We start from the raw sequence: 17437 nt of genomic DNA, 5'->3' as shown, positions 1-17437 counted from the left end.
CAAAACGGCTTCCTTGGGACCTTAGATCTTTATTAGAAAATCGTATCCTATTTCGATTTCCTCTTTGGCCTTTACGAAAAGTAAAGAAGGCCTTTCCAAATTAAAATCGGAAAACTTTATATTTACCTTTCCCGTAACTCGAATCTGTCCCGGATCCTTCGGCTCCACTTTTGCTGATGATTCAAAAGGTCGTGTCACTCCTCGGATCGTAAGTTTTCCTTTGATTGAATACGATTCTCCCGTTTGAATCACGGTTTCCACGATGACAAGAACTTCGGGAGTTTCCGGATATCCTAAGATTTCCATGATATGCGAATCTCTACTTTCATCGCCCGAATGAAGTTTCAACACAGGGACTTTGATTTGAAACGGAGATCCAAGTTTGTATCCGGCTCCCGCCGCTTGGATCTTCGGAGAATCGATTTGAATTTCTTTACAATTTCCGTGGACTTCTTTCATAGGATGAATTGCCAAAAACGTAATTTCTTTCTTTAATATTTCGGAAGCGAAACTTGGTAGGGAAGATAGGATTAAGGTAACAAAGAGTATCCGTGTGAGATGTTTCATTTCGGTTTAATTTCCTTAAAAAGTGATCACGAGTAAAGACAAAGACAACGCTCCAAAACCCGCCCAACCGACCTGCTGCATATCTCTCGCGGCTTCCGGTCCGTGTTTTTCAATTCTTTGTCCCAAAGAAGGCAAGAGCAACATTGCGGCTAAGTGAATCGGAATCAAAGCCTTGTGAGCAAATATCGGACTATAAATATTCACGTCCGAATCCTCCGAATCTACGATTCTTTTCGGAGCGAAATAAGCAAGCCCGGCGGTAAGAGCATACATTCCAAATGTTGCATATGCCAGTTGTTTATGAAAGGAGCCTGAATTCTTCGCTTCCCATTCTTCTTGTGACTTGAGAGCTAAATATAGAGGAAGGTTATTTGCAGGGTCCTTGAGTAAAAAATAATCCGCGGCGATGCTGTTTTGATTCAATCCCTGAAATGCCGCCACTGCGTAAAGAGGATCGTTTGTGGCGTATTCCGGATGTGTAAGAAGCAGAGCCTGCGCGAATTCGTCAGATTTTCTATAAAGACTATCCTTTGCTTTTTCGCCTTCCAAGTTCGTCGCAAGCCACAAACCTAAAGTAATAAAGCCGGAGATTTGGTGCCATTCCAACATGTTCCTTCTTCTTACAAGATCTTGTTTTGTAGTTTGCTCCGTTTTGGAAGTTTTTATTTCCGGTGGAGCCGCTACTTGCGCACTCAAAGAAGGAGCGCCTAACAAGACCAATGTTAGAAAGATACAAATCCATTTTTGATTCATGAAACTATTCCTTGACGGTATGGGAATTTCAAATCAGTATAGGAACGGAATTTAATTTTACAACAAGATTCTATTCTTATATTGAAAATATAATAATTACGATTTCGAATTCTCAAGATGAAAATATACGGAAGGAATGTCTAACAAAGATGACGTCATTAGGAACACAAGGTTTGAAAACATCAAGGCTCGGTTTGGGTTGTATGGGTATGAGCGAGTTCTACGGAGCTAGGGACGATTCCGAATCATTAAAAACTCTGAGAAGAGCTCACGAACTCGGAATTACTTTTTGGGATACGGCGGATATGTATGGTCCGTATATCAACGAAGAATTACTGAGTCTGGCTCTCAAAGGCATTCGCTCCGAGATAACGGTCGCGACCAAGTTCGGAATCGTGAGAGATCCTTCGGATCCTTCCGTACGAGGATACAACGGAACTCCGAAGTACGTTCAGTCCTCTTGTGAGTCGAGTTTAAAACGACTGAAAATAGATACGATCGATCTCTATTATATGCATCGACTCGATCCAAACACACCGATCGAAGAAACCGTAGGTGCGATGAGTCGCTTGGTCGAACAGGGAAAAATCCGTTATATCGGTCTTTCCGAGATCAATTCTGATATATTAAAAAGAGCTTATGCAGTTCATCCTATCTCGGCCGTTCAAAACGAATATTCTCTTTGGAGTAGAGAACCGGAGGACGATATTCTCAAAGCGTGTAAAGAACTCGGAGTCGGATTTGTAGCTTACAGCCCCTTAGGGAGGGGGTTTTTAACCGGACAAATCAAAAAGTTCGAAGACTTTGATCCGGACGACTATAGAAGAATGTCCCCTCGATTTCAAGGCGAGAACTTTACAAAGAACCTAGAACTCGTCCAAAAGATAGAAAGCCTTGCAAAGCAAAAAGAGTGCAAGCCTTCTCAATTGGCTCTTGCCTGGGTTTTGGCGCAGGGTGAAAATATCGTGCCAATACCTGGGACGAAAAGAATTTCTTATCTCGAGGAAAATTTCGGCGCGTTAAAAGTAAAACTTTCCGAAAACGATCTGAAGGAAATTGATTCAATCGCTCCGAAAGGAATCGCAAAAGGAGCACGTTATCCGGAATGGAAGAAGAATACGGTTAGTTAAACTCTTTCGTTGCATAGACATCTTCGGGAAGTTCCGATTATTTACCGGAACTTCCGATTCTTTCCACGGTATAAGAAACCAGACTTCTCTTGCCCGCAAGCGCCCGTGCGTTATGCGCGTTTGCAACGATCATTTCAAATTCTATACATTATAAAGCAAAAGAGCGAACAGTCCGGAAAATCAACGGATAGAACGAAAAAACATTTTTCCGTTCCATTCTTTTTCGGAGATAGGCCGCAAAATTCAGCATATCAATTCCACAAGATATCCGTCCGGATCCTTGAAATAGATAGAACGTACCAAACCGTGATCCACGACCTCCGAAACTTCCGCATCCAATCGGTGAAGTTCTTCTTTAGCACGTTCAAAGGAATCGAAATCGACTCGGAAAGCGATATGATCCAAAAAATGAAACGAAGTATTCGTTTCCTCCTTATCGAGATCAGAAATCACCAAAGAAACATTATTTAATTTTAATGTTTTAATGTTCTTATGCCCGTTTTCTTCAAGACTCATTCCGAAAAGCGTCCTATAGAAAGCGACGCTCAGTTCCGGGTTTTCGGAAGAGATTCCGATATGATCTAAGTATTGCAACTTAAGCATCTTATCTCTCCTCTTTTTGACCTCGTCCTTCCATTCGGCGACGAACTCTTTGTTTCCAACGCCTTCCTCTTCCGTGCCCTCCCCTATGCCATCCGAATCCCGGTTTGATCAAGAGATGTGACAATACAAGGAGTCCGCATGCCTGCCAATAGTCGATCGTAGTCAAACCGAAGATCGCCGGCATCAACCAATTCCAAAGTTGCCAGACAAGCGCTCCGATTCCGAAAACGATGATCGGTATAAAAAGAAGTCTTCCTAAAAAGAATCCTCTCCTGCATCGATGATGTTGTGTTTCTGATTTCATATTAAATTCTATCCTTAAAAATTTTCGAGGAACAAGGACTTCAAATCTTTGAGTCTTCTTGTTAAGAATTCCTTTGCATAGGTTTTTCGAGCCGAAAGCGTTCCTTCGGGGATTCCTGTTTCCAATGACAACTCCTGAAACGTCTTTCCTTCGAAAGAATTTTGAACGAAGGCGAACTTCTGATCAGCGGGAAGTTCCTCTATCGCGATCGCAAGCTCTTCCAATAAAAGAGCTCGATAAAATTCTTTTTCAGGATTGGGCGCCGTATCGGGGAGATAAGAATCCAGGGAGAATTCTTCACCTAACGCAGATTGACGATACTGTCCGGATTTTCTTTTTCTATACCAATCCTTGACCTTATTTCGTAACACTGCATACGTGTAGGCGATCACGTTCTCGATCTCACCGGCGGCGTTCATTTCACCGAGAGCGGATACGAAAGATTCTTGAAGTAGATCTTCCGCTTCTTCCGGATCCGCGACACGGTACCGGATCCAAGCGAGAATCTTTCTTCTTTCTCTGCGGTAGAATTGTTCCAATGAAGCCAAAGTTTTTCTTGATTCCTCGAAATCGAAGTCGTTTGAAAACGGAAATCCCTGGATTTTTTTAATCCGAAATTATCTTTTTTTGTGATCCGAATCCAACGCTCGCGGATAGGACCGAGGGAATTTCGATCAGGAGAAATAATTTCCGGAATTGCACACTTGATCTGAGAAAACGAACTCATTACTCAAGTATCAGTGCAAAACGATTCCGTTTCCAGAACCTTTCTTTATCCGAGGCCAAAGCCGTTCCAAAATCGGATTCAAAAGTAGACTCGAGTGAATCGAATTCTTATTAAATTCCTCCTTTTTAATTCTAAATAAAAGGGGGAGAGCTCAAACGGGGTCGTTTCCGGAAAATTTAGAAAAAATAGAAGAAAAAATGAAAGTGAAAAAAGGATAATTTTTTTATAATTTATAGGAACGTTTCCCATCGAAGATTGATTAAAAACGACTTCCTCTCATTCTTCAAAGTGGATTCCAAAAACAAATTTTCTTTTTTTTGGAATCTGAAATTCAATAAAACATGAACAAAAACTACAAAATTCCTTTTTTATCACTAATCCAATATAATACCCTAAATCTACGATTTAAAAGATTATAATAATCTAATTTTTCGACTAACAATCCATTAGACGAAGAGAAGTCAATCCTCCCGGAATGGATTGAGTGTGAAAAGAATTGCGACAACGATCGACGTCGCAGTGAAAAAGAATCCCACAACTTCAACAGAGGTTCATTCATTTTTTTAATCCGACATCCTTCGATTTCAATATTTCTTTTATAGAACGGAGGTTAATAATTTTTTTCTATTCTTGATTTTTTTCAAATATAGGATTCGGATGCTCTTTAAATTCCAAATTGGAGAAAATTAAGATGTTAAAACATTTTACTGCAATCAGCGCTTTATTGTTGCTCCTTGCAAATTGTAAAACCGTGTCTGAAAAAGCCGGAAACATATCAGCATTTAGCAATGGAGTAGAAGACAGCTGGTTAGTGAATAAGCCGGTAGAAACTACTCCCGAGATCGGAGACAAGATTATCACAGGCGAGGCGAGTGGAACAACCTTTCTCGGCTTTAAGACCAAGGGAGATACCATTTCAGGAAATATATTGGTACATTTAGTAACGCTTCCTTTGAAGATTACTTCCTATCTTCCGTTCGTTGGTAAACCGCCAGCTTATGCTTGGAACGGAGTTCACGGTCGTTTCGCAGACAATTTGGAAGATTTGGCCGCTCGGAGAGCGATTTTTGCAAACGGTGCTGACGGAATTTATATTACAAACGTGCAGGAAGTGATCGACGAAGGTCTCTTTACAAGAACCGTTACCGTCACAGTGTCAGGTCGCCCTATCAAAACTAAATATTTGGGAATCGTTTCTGACGCGCGAATTCAAAGAATCCACGACAAAGTTAAGGAAGGAAAAATTCTAAAGAGCAATCAGCTCTTAATTAATCAAGGAGCACTCAAATGAAATTTAAGTTAGCTATCGTTCTCGGTTTTATTTCTCTTACACTTTCAAATTGTGTGACAACTTCTCACAATCCTAGTGTTATCAAACAAGGTTTAACAGTTGATAAAACTTTAGTGTGGAGTCGCCCGGCGGACTTCGCGGCTGAAATTCAAAACGACAAAATCGAAGGTTCCGTAACTGCAGGTTCTTGGTTGTGGGGATACATTCCTACCGGCGATCAAGGACATTCTAGTCCAAGAATTTTCGGAGCCTCCTATTCCGATCCATTGATTCTAAACGCGATTGCCGCGGCAGTTAAGAAAGCGAACGTAGACGGATTCTATGTGGTAAGAGTTACGGTTGAAAAGACCGTCGGCTTTATCGGCTTTACCGAAGATACAACCGTGAAAGTGGAAGGGAAATCGGTAAAATTAAAATACATAGGAACTCAGAGCGAACAAAAAGCGGATGATGCGAGAATCGTTCGAATTTTAGGCGAAGAGACCGCCGCTTCCGTAACATTCTTAAACTGGTTCAAATTTTGGTGAGAATTACTTACAATCAGTAACGTTCCATAGACTCCCTGGTATCGGACATCGTTTTGAATGTCCGATACTTTTTGGTTTTGTACGAATGTTTTTTAAGAATCTATTTTTGTAAAAAACGAAGGTTAGAAAAGAGTTTCTTCTCTCCGATGAACGAAGAAAAATTTTTGGACGGAACTCCGAACTCTTGAATAAAGTTTTTTCCAAGAAAGAATACAAAAATCCCTAGGAGATCTGAAAACGGACTTCAAGTCCGCTACAAGAAGAATTTCAGAAGAATCCCTAATGTCGGAACAACGACACAAGGAAAAGAATTCAAACTTTCTTAAAAGAGAAAGGAGCTTTTTATCAACGTTGAATTCAGATTCCAAAATTCGGCATTTCTTCCAATCCTTCTCGGACGGTAAGAATCGGTTTGTAACCGAGATCCTTTTTCGCATTGTCGATTTTGATCGTACAATCTCTCGACATAATGCTGGCGCTAAAGCGAGTGAGAGGAGGTTCGTTTTGAATTCTCAAAAGTTTCCAAACCCCTTCTATGACTCTTGCGAGAAACCGAGCCAACCAGCCGGGAATCGAACGATTTGGAGGAATTACTTTCTGAGTAAAAAGAAGCGAACTTAGAAAATTACGAAATTTGAATGTTTCATCGTCTGTTACAAAATACGCCTTTCCGCCTTGACCTTTCGTAAGAGAAAGTTCGATTGCGTGGACCAAATTGTAAATATGAGTCGTATTCGTAAGAGCGTTTCCTTGATCGATCCAAGAAAAACTTCCGTCTCCGATCATTTTCAAGAGAACCGGAAGAACCGTTTTATCTCCCGGACCCCAGATCAAACGAGGACGCAGAGAAATCGTTTCCATCTTTGGGGAATTCGCGTTGAGAACTAATTTTTCCGCTTCCGCCTTCGTGTGAGAATAAGGAAAAGGAGAATTTTTCTTCGGATAAGGATAAGACTCATCGATATCGATCATCGGTTGCCCGTAAAAAAGAGCGGCCTCGGTCCCGATAAAAATAAATCTTTTGACTCCTGCGTTTCGTGCCGTTTCCAAAAGTTGAGCCGTTCCTTCCACGTTGACTTTCCAAAAATCTTCGAATGGTCCCCATTGTTCCACATATGCGGCGCTGTGAATCACCACATCGATCCCTTTGAGAGAATCTGGTTTTACCGCGTTTAATTCGGAACGAATCGGTTCCCCACCCGCTTTACGAATCACATCATCCGTTTTTTCAGACCGAGACATAGCCTTTACGGAATGCTTTTTTGATAAAATACGAGTGGCCGCTTCTCCGACGAAACCGGAAGCGCCTGTAATAAATAGATTCATTTTGTTCCTTTTTAGTGACTAGATAGATCGTTCTACCAAGATGATTCTTAAAAAAGAATTGGTCAAGAAAAAACGCTTAGATCGGAATCAATGTATTCAAAATACCTTCCAATTGCTTCCGAACGGCTTGCAGGGGACCAATGCTTCGGTGGGCCCGGCAAAGAACTAAGGCGCCTTCTACAGTGGCCAAAACGAGGATGGCAACGGACTCGACTCGAGATTCTTCCATTCCGGATTTGAGAAGGAGGTTTTGGAGAAGATTCTGCCAATTGGAATATGTCTCGGAACAGACCTTCTGAATTCGATCGTTATCGGCCGCTACTTCGAGGACGACCGTGGCAATCGGGCATCCTTTCTGGAATCCAGATTCTTCCAATTCTTGCCCAAGATGGTCGATAAATTCTTGGAGAACACCGAAAAGGTCCGTGTGATGTCCGACGGCAACTTCGATCTGTTTTTCCAATCGTTCTCCCGCGCTTGAAATTGCGGCGGCGGTCAATTCTTCCTTTCCGTTTGGAAAATGGTGATAGAGGGAACCGCTCGGAGTATCGCTTAACTTTAGAATGTCCTTCAACCCCGTTCCATGGAATCCCTTCTCTTGTAAAAGTTGGGCCGTTGTTTGTATCAATCGTTCTCTGGAGCTGAGTGGTTCCATTTGTTCACGATGGGATTTCCCCGATTTTTCTGTCAAGGGGAGTTCGATATTTTGATTCGGTGTGAATCGTCTTTCTTTCCTTGGATCTATAAAAAGGAATTTCTTCTGAAATAATTTTGATTCTTTCCAACCTGAGAGCGCCGAGCGCGGAAAAGTATTTTTTTGATGGCGGCGCTTCCTGTGATTGTTCTCGAGAAAAATGGCCTACTCTGACCTGGATTTTTTTAGAGGAAATTAGGAATTTAGAATATTCTTTTCGAGAAATGATTCGGACTTGCTCTTGATTTTTTGATCGAAAGCATTCGTTTGTTTTGCGGGGGTTCTCTTAGATTCTCAAGACTGAAAATTAGAAATCATACCAATCGCGAGGGTCCAGAACATAAAAAGTGTGTTCCGGGTGGCATTCCAGTCTTCGAACGATACAATTGCTTAAGATGTCGAGGTGGAGGATATATCTGTAGTCCGTATGAAAGGTGGGACCTCCCTCATTCATCGTTCTCACGATAGAACTCCCGACTCCAACTTCATCCAACCAAAGAAGATAATTGAATAAAAAACAACGAGACACCCCATGCGCCTGCGCCAGAGTTCCAAGCAAAACCCAACTTCCAGTATCCAAACGAACGTTTATCCTCACCATATTTCCCCGACCAACGCTCGGTTGATAAGAAGTCGTACCGGCTTCCTTTCCTAAACGTTTCGCGGAGGTGAGATACTTCCCATAGATCCGAAGCAGATTCGGAATTCTCTTTGGCAATTTTTTTCGCTCTTCTTCTTTATATTGTAACAAGGTCCGCTTGGAAATAAGAAGAGTCACAACTTCACACTGAGGTTTCTGAAGTCTGGAACAGAGCTCCTGATCGGAATTCAACAATAAGATTCCCATACCGAAAACGGTTCCGAAAGCCCCGAAGACAAAGCGGAAAAACGTTCAGATTCGAAAAATTATTTTGTTTTCAGAGCTGGATAGATCGAAAAATTTTTAAAATTTAGAATCGTTCCATATAAATCGATTTTTTTAGAAAGATCAGGTGCGATAAAAAACGTATCTTTTCTAAACAAGGTAGAATCGCGTGTCTCCACGCATTCTTTGAATTCATCGGACCTTTTTCGGAGCAAGACCTTCGATTGAAATCAGAGAACGATCGAAAAATTTTAATTTTTAGGATCCACAATCCCAACTCAATAAAACTCTTCGTTTACCTTTCGCACCGGCAGAGATTTTCTTTTTCAAGAATTCTTCCGAGTCAGATTCTCCCTCATCCAGCGAGCGATGGTTTTGGAATTCTCATCCGGCAATTTTTCAAGCTTTTCTGCCACTCGAGTCTGAATCTCCACCGATTTATTCTGACTCAGCTTGAACTTCCCTTCCAATTTTGTGACTTCGATCTGAAATGCAGAAAGGCCTTTGATCGTTTTCTGAAAGTAAGAATCATCGAAATCCAACTTCCAATCCGGCGAAGGCTTGGCTTCGTAAGAAGCAACCAGCTGAGCAATTCTTTCCTGGGTTTGCGTTTCGTCCAAAAGACTTAAATTGCCCGATACATGAACGGCCGCATAATTCCATGTAGGAACGGAATGTGGTTCCCCGGTCCAAGTTGGAGAAATATAACAATGGGCCCCCGGAAAAACGACCAAGACCGGACCTTTGATATTCTTCCAGTGAGTGTTCGCCCGCGCGAAGTGTCCAAAGAGAAAAAGTTTTCCCGATTCATTTTTCTCCGGGTGAAACACGAGATGACTCGCCTCTAAAGAAGAATCCTCGCCAGAAACAAGGATCCCGAACGAGTTTTCTCGAATGAAGGAGATCAATTTATTTTCATCTGTTTCTTCAAACGCTTTTGGGATATACATGAGATTCAATCTCCTACATGCAAAAATTTGAATTCAATTCCACGTTCCAAAAGAGTAAGAATAAATTCTATTCCAATTTGAACCTTTTTCCATTCAAAACAAATCAATTCATAAAATGATAACAATCGGCTTTCGAAGAGTTTTCCCCTCTCAAAAAACAAAACCGAACTTGTAAAAATTTGTAAAAGTGGAATTCATCGAATCCAGGGAGATTCGATTCGTTTAAAGGAATGAATCTCACATCCGAAGACAAAAATTGGATTCGGAACGATCGAAATACCAGAGAAAATTCCTTGTACGAATTCGGAGATTTCAGGAAAAATGGACGGAAAGACGACGCAGATCCAAGGACTTCTTAGGTCTAAACACCAATCTGCAAGAAAACCTCTTCGGTGTCTTTTTGAAGCGTTGAAAAAAGGGAGAAAAATTCTTTTTCTCTTCTGCAATCCATAAAATGGAATCTTTATACTTACGGTATTGAATGGAATTTGAAATCACGACTCTCGTTTTATCCGGACTGATCATTCTCAGTATCGGGCTCCTCCGCATTTCCTCTAAGTTTGGACTTCCTTCTCTCCTTCTCTTTCTCATGATCGGAATGGCCGCCGGTTCGGACGGTCCTGGGGGAATCGATTTCGACAATCCTCTTCTCGCGAGACAAGTCGGTTCCATCGCTCTTGCCTATATCCTCTTTTCGGGAGGATTGGAAACGGAATGGCAAAAGATCAAACCGGTCCTCTGGAAAGGAATCCTTCTGGGAAATCTAGGAGTTTTAATCACCGCTACGGCGATGGGTTTCTTTTCCGTCTACGTTCTCGGCTTTTCACCGATCATCGGATTCTTATTGGGAGCCGTTGTTTCCTCCACGGATGCGGCCGCCGTATTCAACGTTCTTCGAACTAGAAACACTGGGATGAAAAAAGGACTGACTTCTCTTTTAGAACTCGAATCGGGGAGCAACGATCCTCTTGCGGTACTTTTGACTGTGAGCATTTTGAGTCTCTTAGGACCGAACCCGCCGAAAGCGGAAGAATTGGCTCTTCATATCTTCATGCAATTTTCGATCGGAACCGGAGCTGGGCTCGTCTTCGGATATCTGATCTTCAAAGGACTCAACCGAATCAAACTCGAATACGAAGGGTTGTATCCGGTTTTGATTTCCGCTTCGGTCTTATTCGTATATTCTGCGACGGAATTGATCGGAGGAAACCCGTTCTTAGCAGTCTATATCGCGGGGCTTGTGTTAGGAAATCAATCCTTCGTACACAAACGAAGTAATCTCAGATTTTTAGATGGAATTGCATGGCTGATGCAGATCATCATGTTCTTAACGTTAGGCTTGCTTGTATATCCGAGTCGAATACCTCCTTTGTTTGGAACGGGAATTCTATTCTCTCTCTTTCTTGTTTTCTTCGCGAGACCGATGGCTGTTTTTATTTCGCTCTTTCGATCCGGATACAATATAAGGGAAAAACTTCTCGTCTCTTGGATCGGGCTTCGAGGAGCGGCTCCGATTATCTTGGCGACATTTCCTTTCGCACAAGGAGTGGAAGGATCGGAGAAAATTTTTCATCTCGTATTCTTTACCGTTTTGATTTCACTTCTCTTCCAGGGGACGAGTGTACCTAAAGTCGTAAAATGGTTAGGACTCGACGCACCTCTCGAACAGAGGGCTTCGTATCCGTTCGAATTCGAGAATCGGGAACAGAGCGATTCCAATCTCTTAGAATTTATCGTACCCTACGGATCGAGCGTAGTCGGAAAGTTCGTCTATTCCCTGAATTTTCCTGAAAATTCTTTGATTACTTTGATCTATCGAGGCGACGGGCATATCGTTCCAACAGGAAAAACTAAATTAGAAGAAGGTGATGTTCTTCTGATTCTCACCCCAAAAGGAAGCGAAGAAAAAATACGGGAAATACTTTCTAAGATCGAATCCTCCGCATAGATCGATTCGGGCGGCTCCTGCTCCCTCGATCTCTAAAAGGAAAATTCGTTTTATCAATCGCAGGACCGAGCTTGTTCCGCGCTCCGGCTTACGCCTCCGGTCGTCTCTTACGAGACGACTGCTTCGCACGCTCCACATCTCTGCCGCTTCGATCCATAGAAAACATTTGTTTACTCAAAAGCGAAGACGCCAGGATCACACGTTTAAAAAAACGTGACAAAGATCTCCGACAAATTCTCTGTTCTCTAACGATCCGAGGATCCATCTTAAAAATCATTTTATAAAGTGATAATATATCAAACGGAAACCGATCAAAATGTTTCGTGCAAATTCAACGGAGTTCCGACCTAAAACGAAAACGGAAGAGCACGTTTCCAGGATCTACAAAGAGGATTCCTGAAAAAGAATAGAACGAAAAATATCCTGGTTCTGATTTGGAGCAAATCTTACGTTCGAATCCAATAAACGTGAAAGGAATGTTTTGCTTTGTAGGAACTATAACAAAACTAAAAAAGATGGAATCATTTCTCCAAGTATTCTTTTAGAATTTTCAAGGAATGTTTCCAACCTGAATTCGAATGTTCATACGACATCTCCGTTGGAAAATTTTCCTGGGTCAGTGAGAGAATAGTCGAAGTTCCGTCCACACTCAGCTCCATCGTGATCGTTGAATAGTTTTCCGGAAGATCCGGAATCCCCGAAAAAGTGCTCCAATAGTCGTACTGAAAAATTTTCTCTTTTTCAAACTTCAAAATCGTTCCGTGATCTCTGTAAGTCTGATTCTCCCAAACGCCGGTAAAAACGATCGGACTTCCGACTTTCCAATCGGAGATCGTCTGGGTTCCATAGAGATAGAGTTTGATCACTTCCGGATCGATCAACGCGTTCCAAACCTTGGAGATCGGCGCATCCATCGAAATTGTTTTCTTCAACGTTAATTTTTGATTCATCTTTATCCTCTCAACGAATGAGAAATTCTTTATAGCACAGATCGCAATATCCGGATTGTAAAAACGCGACTCGTGCGACTTTTTTTAGAATCCAAGTAAGAATTAAAGCGAACCCGGGAATTCAGAGGCTCGTTCCAATCTTGACGAATCGAAAGCTTTTTCGTTCCTTGGAAGGAGTCCAATCTCCATGTGCAACAAATTTGCCCAATCCGCTCGATGGTCGCAAACAAACGCGTTTCGCTTTGCAAAATCGATAAACGAAGTGCCCGCTCGTTATAACATATCCTTTACCGAAGGCGCTTTGATCATACTCAAACACGGAAGCGATTACGTAGTAGAAGACGCGATGTTTTGGCTGGTTCCTTCCTGGTCTCAGAGTTTAAAGGCCGCATTCGAGTTTACGACGTTCAATGCAAAATCGGAAACCGTGTTCGAACTTAAGTCATTCAATGAATCCATTCTTCATAGTCGCTGTATCATACCGTGCGACGCGATTTACGAATCTCAAGGACCCTCCGGAAACAAACAACCTTATGCGATTCGAATGAAAGACCATGAACCGTTTGGAATGGCGGGAATCTATTCTCGCTGGATCGATCCGCAAACAAAGGAGTCACTTCAGACTTTTTCGATCCTCACTTCTCCGGCGAACGATCTTTTCGCGCTCTATCATGATAAAAAAAGAATGCCGGTTCTTCTTCCACCCGAAGGTTATGAAACATGGCTCGACGAAACGATGAATAGAAAAGAAGACATTTCTAAATTCTTTCAACCATTCCCACCTGAAAAGATGAGAGCGTATCCCGTTTCCAAACAAATCCTTTCTCGAAAGAATCGACTCCAAGGAGAACGTTGTCTCGAAGACATCTCTTCGTTGGAAAAATCGGAAAGTCTTTTTTAGAAAACAAATCCTAAATGGGGAAACGATTCCCGTTCGAATTTTCTATCGAAAGGATTTACAACTCTTCGAATCAGAAAACGGCTCGTTTGAACGTTCGAATCGGTTCATTCCGATTTTCTTTTCTTGAAGGAAATTCTTACGAAAGATCGCCGGAGAAACACCGGCCGTTTTTAAAATATGAGAATTGAACTGTGACTTGGAATGAGAACCTATTTCGAAACCGATATCCAAAACACCCATTCTGGGTTTCTCGATTAAAAATTTACGCGCATCCTTCATCCGATTAAGATTCACGAGTTCGTATAAGCTGATCCGATAAACTCAGTTATAAGAACGCGAAGTTTAGTCCAAACTCAATGCCCGACTGCGAGATCAACGAATCCCAATTCGCATCTCGTTAGAAAAATTTTGGCTCCATCAAATCGTCGAATCGATTGTTTGCCTTTTCGATAACTTCCATAATAAGAATCGGATTCTGATACTTCAAATTCCGAGTGGCGTTCCTAACTTCCAGGGAGGATCCGAAATACGTTTTCTTCCAGACGAAAGAAAGAAGAACAATTGTATTTATAATGAATCGCGCCGATATAAAAAAGAATTTCTCTCTTCAGAAAAAGAGAAAAAAGATCACTTTATTTACAAAAAAAGGTATTCGAATCATTGCATAAACCAACTTCCAACCTAAGATCTTGTATTCCTTCGAGATTGTGTTTTCAAACCGAAGACATGGGAAAGAATAAAAAAGAAACTGGAATGGAGACAACTCAAGCAGTAAGAGGTATCGGTTCCCACTGAAACTTCTTCAATCACGGATAGAAAAGTTCATCGTGTTTCACCTAACTTCATTTCGTGGACGGAAAGAAATTGTAGAAAAAAATTCCAAGTTCGTTTAGGCTTCTTAAAAGTGATGAGGAAATTCGGAAGCCACCTTTTCATAAAACCATCAGAACAATTGAACGAATGAGAAAATGAGAAATATCAGACCGAAGAGTAAGGCCAAACTTCCGAATAAGAAATAAAAAAAGCCAAAGATCCTAGCGAGAAAGCCGGGAATTTCCGGTTCATAAATTCCGGGGATCACCGATTGTTTTGCCTTTCCCGTTATCATAACCGAAAGACCGAATTTCGTGGCGAACAAAATACCCGCGCTCAGGAAAAACGGAGAAATCACCCAAAAAACCAAATCCGAATTCTTCTTAAAATATTCGCTTAGGAAGGGAATAAATAAGAACGCCAGCAAAACACCTGCACTCACAATAGTAGGGATGATCGAAGCTTCTCCGATTTTTTGAATGACGTCTAACTTTCTTTTAAAAAATGAAATCATAATTCTTAGTTAATCCTTACAACAGTCCTTTTGAAATCCATTGCGTCCTTTTTACAAGTATCTTCAAGAAAGAATCTTGAGTTAAAGGTTAATTAAAACGAACTCACCTCTAACTCAAGCGAATGCCTAAGAACATTTACAAATCGGAAATAGAAATTCTTTGAATAAAGATCCGAAAGGATAGCTCTGTGGATTAAATAAGCCGATGGATCGAGAATCGATCTTTTGATCCGGCAAGAAGTAAGAACCGAATATCTGATCCCAAACGGAAAGAGCGCCGGAACTGTAATTGCGATTCCCTTCCGACGGAATTTGAGAATGATGCCAGCGATGTAATTCGCCCATATTAAAGACTCGATTCAGAATCCCTAAACGGAAATCGATATTCATATGATTAAAAATCGACACAAAATTATTTAACAAACCGACGATCATCACCGCTTCGGCTTGTAGACCGAGGAACACCGCCGGAAGCAATAAACCCGCAGTATTCCAGATGGTGTTAATCGGATGAGATCGAAAAGCGTTCATCCAATACAACTTCTTTGGAGAATGATGAATCGCGTGCGCCCTCCAAAGAAAACCGCCTCCAACATGCGCGATTCGATGTAACCAATAAGGAATGAAGCCGGACAAGGACATTCCGAGAAATACTTGAAAGAATAAAGACGTCTTTTCTATGTTAGGCGAAACGATCCCCAATGAACTCATAAGTCCGATTGTGATCAGAGTGGTAACATTTCCGGTAAGAGGAGCCAAGATCGGCTGAAACAGGAAAAAAAATAAATCCGATTTAAGATCGGAATCCTTTCGATTCCATTCTTCTTCGAATGGAATCCATCTCTCCAAAAGAATACCTGCAAAAATCATCACCGAAATAGTTCCATAACTCACCCAAACATTTCCCGGATTCCGAAAGAGGATCCAAACAAAGGTAAAAAATAAAATCGGAAACCCGATTCGCCTCATAACATTCTTTAGATTCAAATTCATTCGATACTCCTAAATATCTAAATTTAACGATGTATAAATATAAAAAAATCAACAGCACCCGCGCAGATAACCGTTTAACTTTGACAAATGTTCCAGAATTTTTTCCCTATTCGGCTTATAGTAGACTTCCTTTCCCAATTTCCGTCTAAGCAAAATTCCGCCTTTTTTTAGCTGATTCAAGTGCGTGGAAATCGTTGACTGCCCTAATCCTGAAATCTCAACCAATTCGCCGACTGTTTTCTCTTTACCATCCGTAAAGGATAGGAGCAGATTTTGACGAGTCTCGCTGGCTAAGGCGGATAAAAATTCCTGCACTTCGGAATCCAACCCTTGAGTTTTCTTCATATTTATATATCCAAAATTAACGATATGTTATTTTTATCAACCGAAAAATCTTTATTTTTTGAAAAAGATTCCCTTCTTCATTTCGATCCGACACGAATGATTTAAATCCGGACTTGCGGAATTTTTAAAGGCGCAGTTCGCAAGAATCGGGTTTTTGAAATACAATCGGTAAGATAAAATATGCGAATGAAAAAGAAATCAGTCGTTCGCAAATTTAATTCGAAAATTCGAATCCATTCTAAGCTAAAAAAAATCGATTGGTTCCGGGTTACTCTGGAGCTCGACAAAAATGGGTTTGCAGTCGTCCCAAGATTACTCTCGGTATCGGAATGTAAAAGTCTAATCAGACTCTACGAGGATTCTTCCTTGTATCGTAAGACGGTTACAATGGAACGTTATCGCTTCGGATCGGGAGAATACAAATACTTCGATTATCCTTTGCCTGATTTCGTTCAAAGCCTTCGAGAGACAATCTATCCTTTTTTGGCACCCATCGCAAATTCTTGGATGAACGAATTAGGAATTGAGACAAGGTATCCAAAAAACATATCGGGTTTGCAAAAATTTTGTCGCAGTAACGATCAAACAAAACCGACCGCATTGATTCTAAAATACGTAAAAGGAGGATTCAATACTTTACATCAGGACCTTTACGGAGAAGTTTACTTTCCTTTCCAGGCGGCTCTCTTCTTAAACGAACCGGATCAAGACTACGAAGGAGGAGAATTTGTGATGACACAAACGATTCCGAGAAGTCAATCGAAAGCGATCGTTCTCAAACCGAAACAAGGCGATATGATTCTCTTTACGACGAACTTCAGACCGATCCAAGGTAAAAAAAGGTTTTATCGTGCCGTTATGAAACACGGAGTGAGCGAAGTTTATTCCGGAGAACGCCACACATTAGGAATTATTTTTCACGATGCGACAAACTGATTCAATGATTCTGCACATTCAAATAGATGAAAAATTACTGAGAAAAGAAATCAGAAATCTTAATATACAGTATGGAGGAAATCTTCGACTGAAAATTTACGGGAAACTCCATTGTAGTTCCGGAAAAAAAATGAAAAAGGAGAATCGAGTCTTTTTTACTTCAAGAAAAAATGCGGAACAAAACGGATTCAGACCCTGTGGACATTGCATGAAAGAAGAATATCGAATTTGGAAGAATCAATTCTTTCAAAATGGAATGGAGGCGAGGATTCAAGGAACGAGAAGTCGTTGACGATCGCA

20 protein-coding genes are annotated in these 17437 nt (G+C 41.2%); 7 read left to right on the top strand and 13 right to left on the bottom strand.

The window, feature by feature from the left end:
- Window positions 1–21: 21 nt before the first annotated feature.
- Complete coding sequence (locus DLM75_RS04755) at window positions 22–567, bottom strand: YceI family protein (RefSeq protein WP_118967333.1); 546 nt, start codon at window positions 565–567, stop codon at window positions 22–24.
- 15 nt (window positions 568–582) lie between these two features.
- Window positions 583–1320, bottom strand: a complete 738-nt coding sequence (locus tag DLM75_RS04750; RefSeq protein WP_118967332.1) for a hypothetical protein — start codon at window positions 1318–1320, stop codon at window positions 583–585.
- A 149-nt stretch (window positions 1321–1469) separates the two neighbouring features.
- On the opposite strand from DLM75_RS04750, the gene DLM75_RS04745 reads away from it, so the two are divergent.
- The gene (locus tag DLM75_RS04745) at window positions 1470–2450 is read left to right on the top strand and encodes an aldo/keto reductase (RefSeq protein WP_118967987.1); all 981 of its coding nucleotides are present in this window, start codon (window positions 1470–1472) and stop codon (window positions 2448–2450) included.
- A 243-nt stretch (window positions 2451–2693) separates the two neighbouring features.
- Here the strand turns inward: DLM75_RS04745 and DLM75_RS04740 are convergent, their stop codons facing one another.
- The 3 genes from DLM75_RS04740 to DLM75_RS04730 are packed head-to-tail and all read right to left on the bottom strand — an operon-like array spanning window position 2694 to window position 3896.
- A complete protein-coding gene (locus DLM75_RS04740; RefSeq protein ID WP_118967331.1) occupies window positions 2694–3053 on the bottom strand; it encodes a VOC family protein in 360 nt (119 codons plus the stop codon).
- Window position 3054: 1 nt separating this feature from the next.
- Window positions 3055–3357, bottom strand: a complete 303-nt coding sequence (locus DLM75_RS04735; RefSeq protein WP_118967330.1) for a hypothetical protein — start codon at window positions 3355–3357, stop codon at window positions 3055–3057.
- A 14-nt stretch (window positions 3358–3371) separates the two neighbouring features.
- Window positions 3372–3896 (bottom strand): RNA polymerase sigma factor, encoded by a 525-nt coding sequence (locus DLM75_RS04730; protein ID WP_429945426.1) that lies wholly within the window; start codon window positions 3894–3896, stop codon window positions 3372–3374.
- 879 nt (window positions 3897–4775) lie between these two features.
- Between DLM75_RS04730 and DLM75_RS04725 the strand changes: the two genes are divergently transcribed.
- Both DLM75_RS04725 and DLM75_RS04720 read left to right on the top strand, forming a co-directional pair.
- On the top strand, window positions 4776–5375 hold the full coding sequence (locus tag DLM75_RS04725) for a hypothetical protein (protein ID WP_118967328.1): 600 nt from the start codon (window positions 4776–4778) through the stop codon (window positions 5373–5375).
- Entirely contained in the window at window positions 5372–5902 is a 531-nt protein-coding gene (locus tag DLM75_RS04720; protein WP_118967327.1) for a hypothetical protein, read from the top strand. Before DLM75_RS04725 ends, DLM75_RS04720 begins: the two co-directional genes overlap by 4 nt.
- A gap of 357 nt (window positions 5903–6259) precedes the next feature.
- Here DLM75_RS04720 and DLM75_RS04710 read toward each other — a convergent pair whose 3' ends face one another.
- From DLM75_RS04710 to DLM75_RS04695, 4 genes are all read right to left on the bottom strand, one after another.
- Window positions 6260–7228, bottom strand: coding sequence for an NAD-dependent epimerase/dehydratase family protein (locus tag DLM75_RS04710; protein WP_118967325.1), 969 nt, complete (start codon window positions 7226–7228; stop codon window positions 6260–6262).
- Between the two features lie 76 nt (window positions 7229–7304).
- A complete protein-coding gene (locus DLM75_RS04705) occupies window positions 7305–7883 on the bottom strand; it encodes a TetR/AcrR family transcriptional regulator (RefSeq protein WP_118967324.1) in 579 nt (192 codons plus the stop codon).
- Window positions 7884–8229: 346 nt separating this feature from the next.
- Window positions 8230–8769 (bottom strand): DUF1564 domain-containing protein, encoded by a 540-nt coding sequence (locus tag DLM75_RS04700; RefSeq protein WP_118967323.1) that lies wholly within the window; start codon window positions 8767–8769, stop codon window positions 8230–8232.
- Window positions 8770–9113: 344 nt separating this feature from the next.
- Window positions 9114–9737, bottom strand: coding sequence for an FMN-binding negative transcriptional regulator (locus tag DLM75_RS04695; protein ID WP_118967322.1), 624 nt, complete (start codon window positions 9735–9737; stop codon window positions 9114–9116).
- A gap of 481 nt (window positions 9738–10218) precedes the next feature.
- Here DLM75_RS04695 and DLM75_RS04685 point away from each other — a divergent pair, with 481 nt between their 5' ends.
- Window positions 10219–11685 (top strand): potassium/proton antiporter, encoded by a 1467-nt coding sequence (locus DLM75_RS04685; protein WP_118967320.1) that lies wholly within the window; start codon window positions 10219–10221, stop codon window positions 11683–11685.
- A 521-nt stretch (window positions 11686–12206) separates the two neighbouring features.
- Here the strand turns inward: DLM75_RS04685 and DLM75_RS04675 are convergent.
- Window positions 12207–12635, bottom strand: a complete 429-nt coding sequence (locus DLM75_RS04675) for an SRPBCC family protein (protein ID WP_118967318.1) — start codon at window positions 12633–12635, stop codon at window positions 12207–12209.
- A gap of 187 nt (window positions 12636–12822) precedes the next feature.
- Here DLM75_RS04675 and DLM75_RS04670 point away from each other — a divergent pair, with 187 nt between their 5' ends.
- The gene (locus tag DLM75_RS04670; protein WP_118967317.1) at window positions 12823–13536 is read left to right on the top strand and encodes an SOS response-associated peptidase; all 714 of its coding nucleotides are present in this window, start codon (window positions 12823–12825) and stop codon (window positions 13534–13536) included.
- 943 nt (window positions 13537–14479) lie between these two features.
- Here the strand turns inward: DLM75_RS04670 and DLM75_RS04660 are convergent.
- The 3 genes from DLM75_RS04660 to DLM75_RS04650 all read right to left on the bottom strand — a co-directional run bounded on the left by DLM75_RS04660 (window position 14480) and on the right by DLM75_RS04650 (window position 16201).
- The gene (locus tag DLM75_RS04660) at window positions 14480–14863 is read right to left on the bottom strand and encodes a hypothetical protein (protein WP_118967315.1); all 384 of its coding nucleotides are present in this window, start codon (window positions 14861–14863) and stop codon (window positions 14480–14482) included.
- A 126-nt stretch (window positions 14864–14989) separates the two neighbouring features.
- Window positions 14990–15856, bottom strand: coding sequence for a sterol desaturase family protein (locus DLM75_RS04655; RefSeq protein ID WP_118967314.1), 867 nt, complete (start codon window positions 15854–15856; stop codon window positions 14990–14992).
- Window positions 15857–15904: 48 nt separating this feature from the next.
- Window positions 15905–16201, bottom strand: coding sequence for an ArsR/SmtB family transcription factor (locus tag DLM75_RS04650; RefSeq protein WP_118967313.1), 297 nt, complete (start codon window positions 16199–16201; stop codon window positions 15905–15907).
- Window positions 16202–16387: 186 nt separating this feature from the next.
- On the opposite strand from DLM75_RS04650, the gene DLM75_RS04645 reads away from it, so the two are divergent.
- Window positions 16388–17137 (top strand): 2OG-Fe(II) oxygenase, encoded by a 750-nt coding sequence (locus DLM75_RS04645; protein WP_118967986.1) that lies wholly within the window; start codon window positions 16388–16390, stop codon window positions 17135–17137.
- The gene (locus DLM75_RS24970) at window positions 17124–17429 is read left to right on the top strand and encodes an Ada metal-binding domain-containing protein (RefSeq protein ID WP_206610861.1); all 306 of its coding nucleotides are present in this window, start codon (window positions 17124–17126) and stop codon (window positions 17427–17429) included. Before DLM75_RS04645 ends, DLM75_RS24970 begins: the two co-directional genes overlap by 14 nt.
- Window positions 17430–17437 lie beyond the last annotated feature (8 nt).

The sequence above is a fragment of the Leptospira stimsonii genome, assembly GCF_003545885.1.
Taxonomy (GTDB): Bacteria; Spirochaetota; Leptospiria; order Leptospirales; family Leptospiraceae; genus Leptospira; species Leptospira stimsonii.
This window is presented reverse-complemented; position numbering and strand designations above follow the sequence as displayed.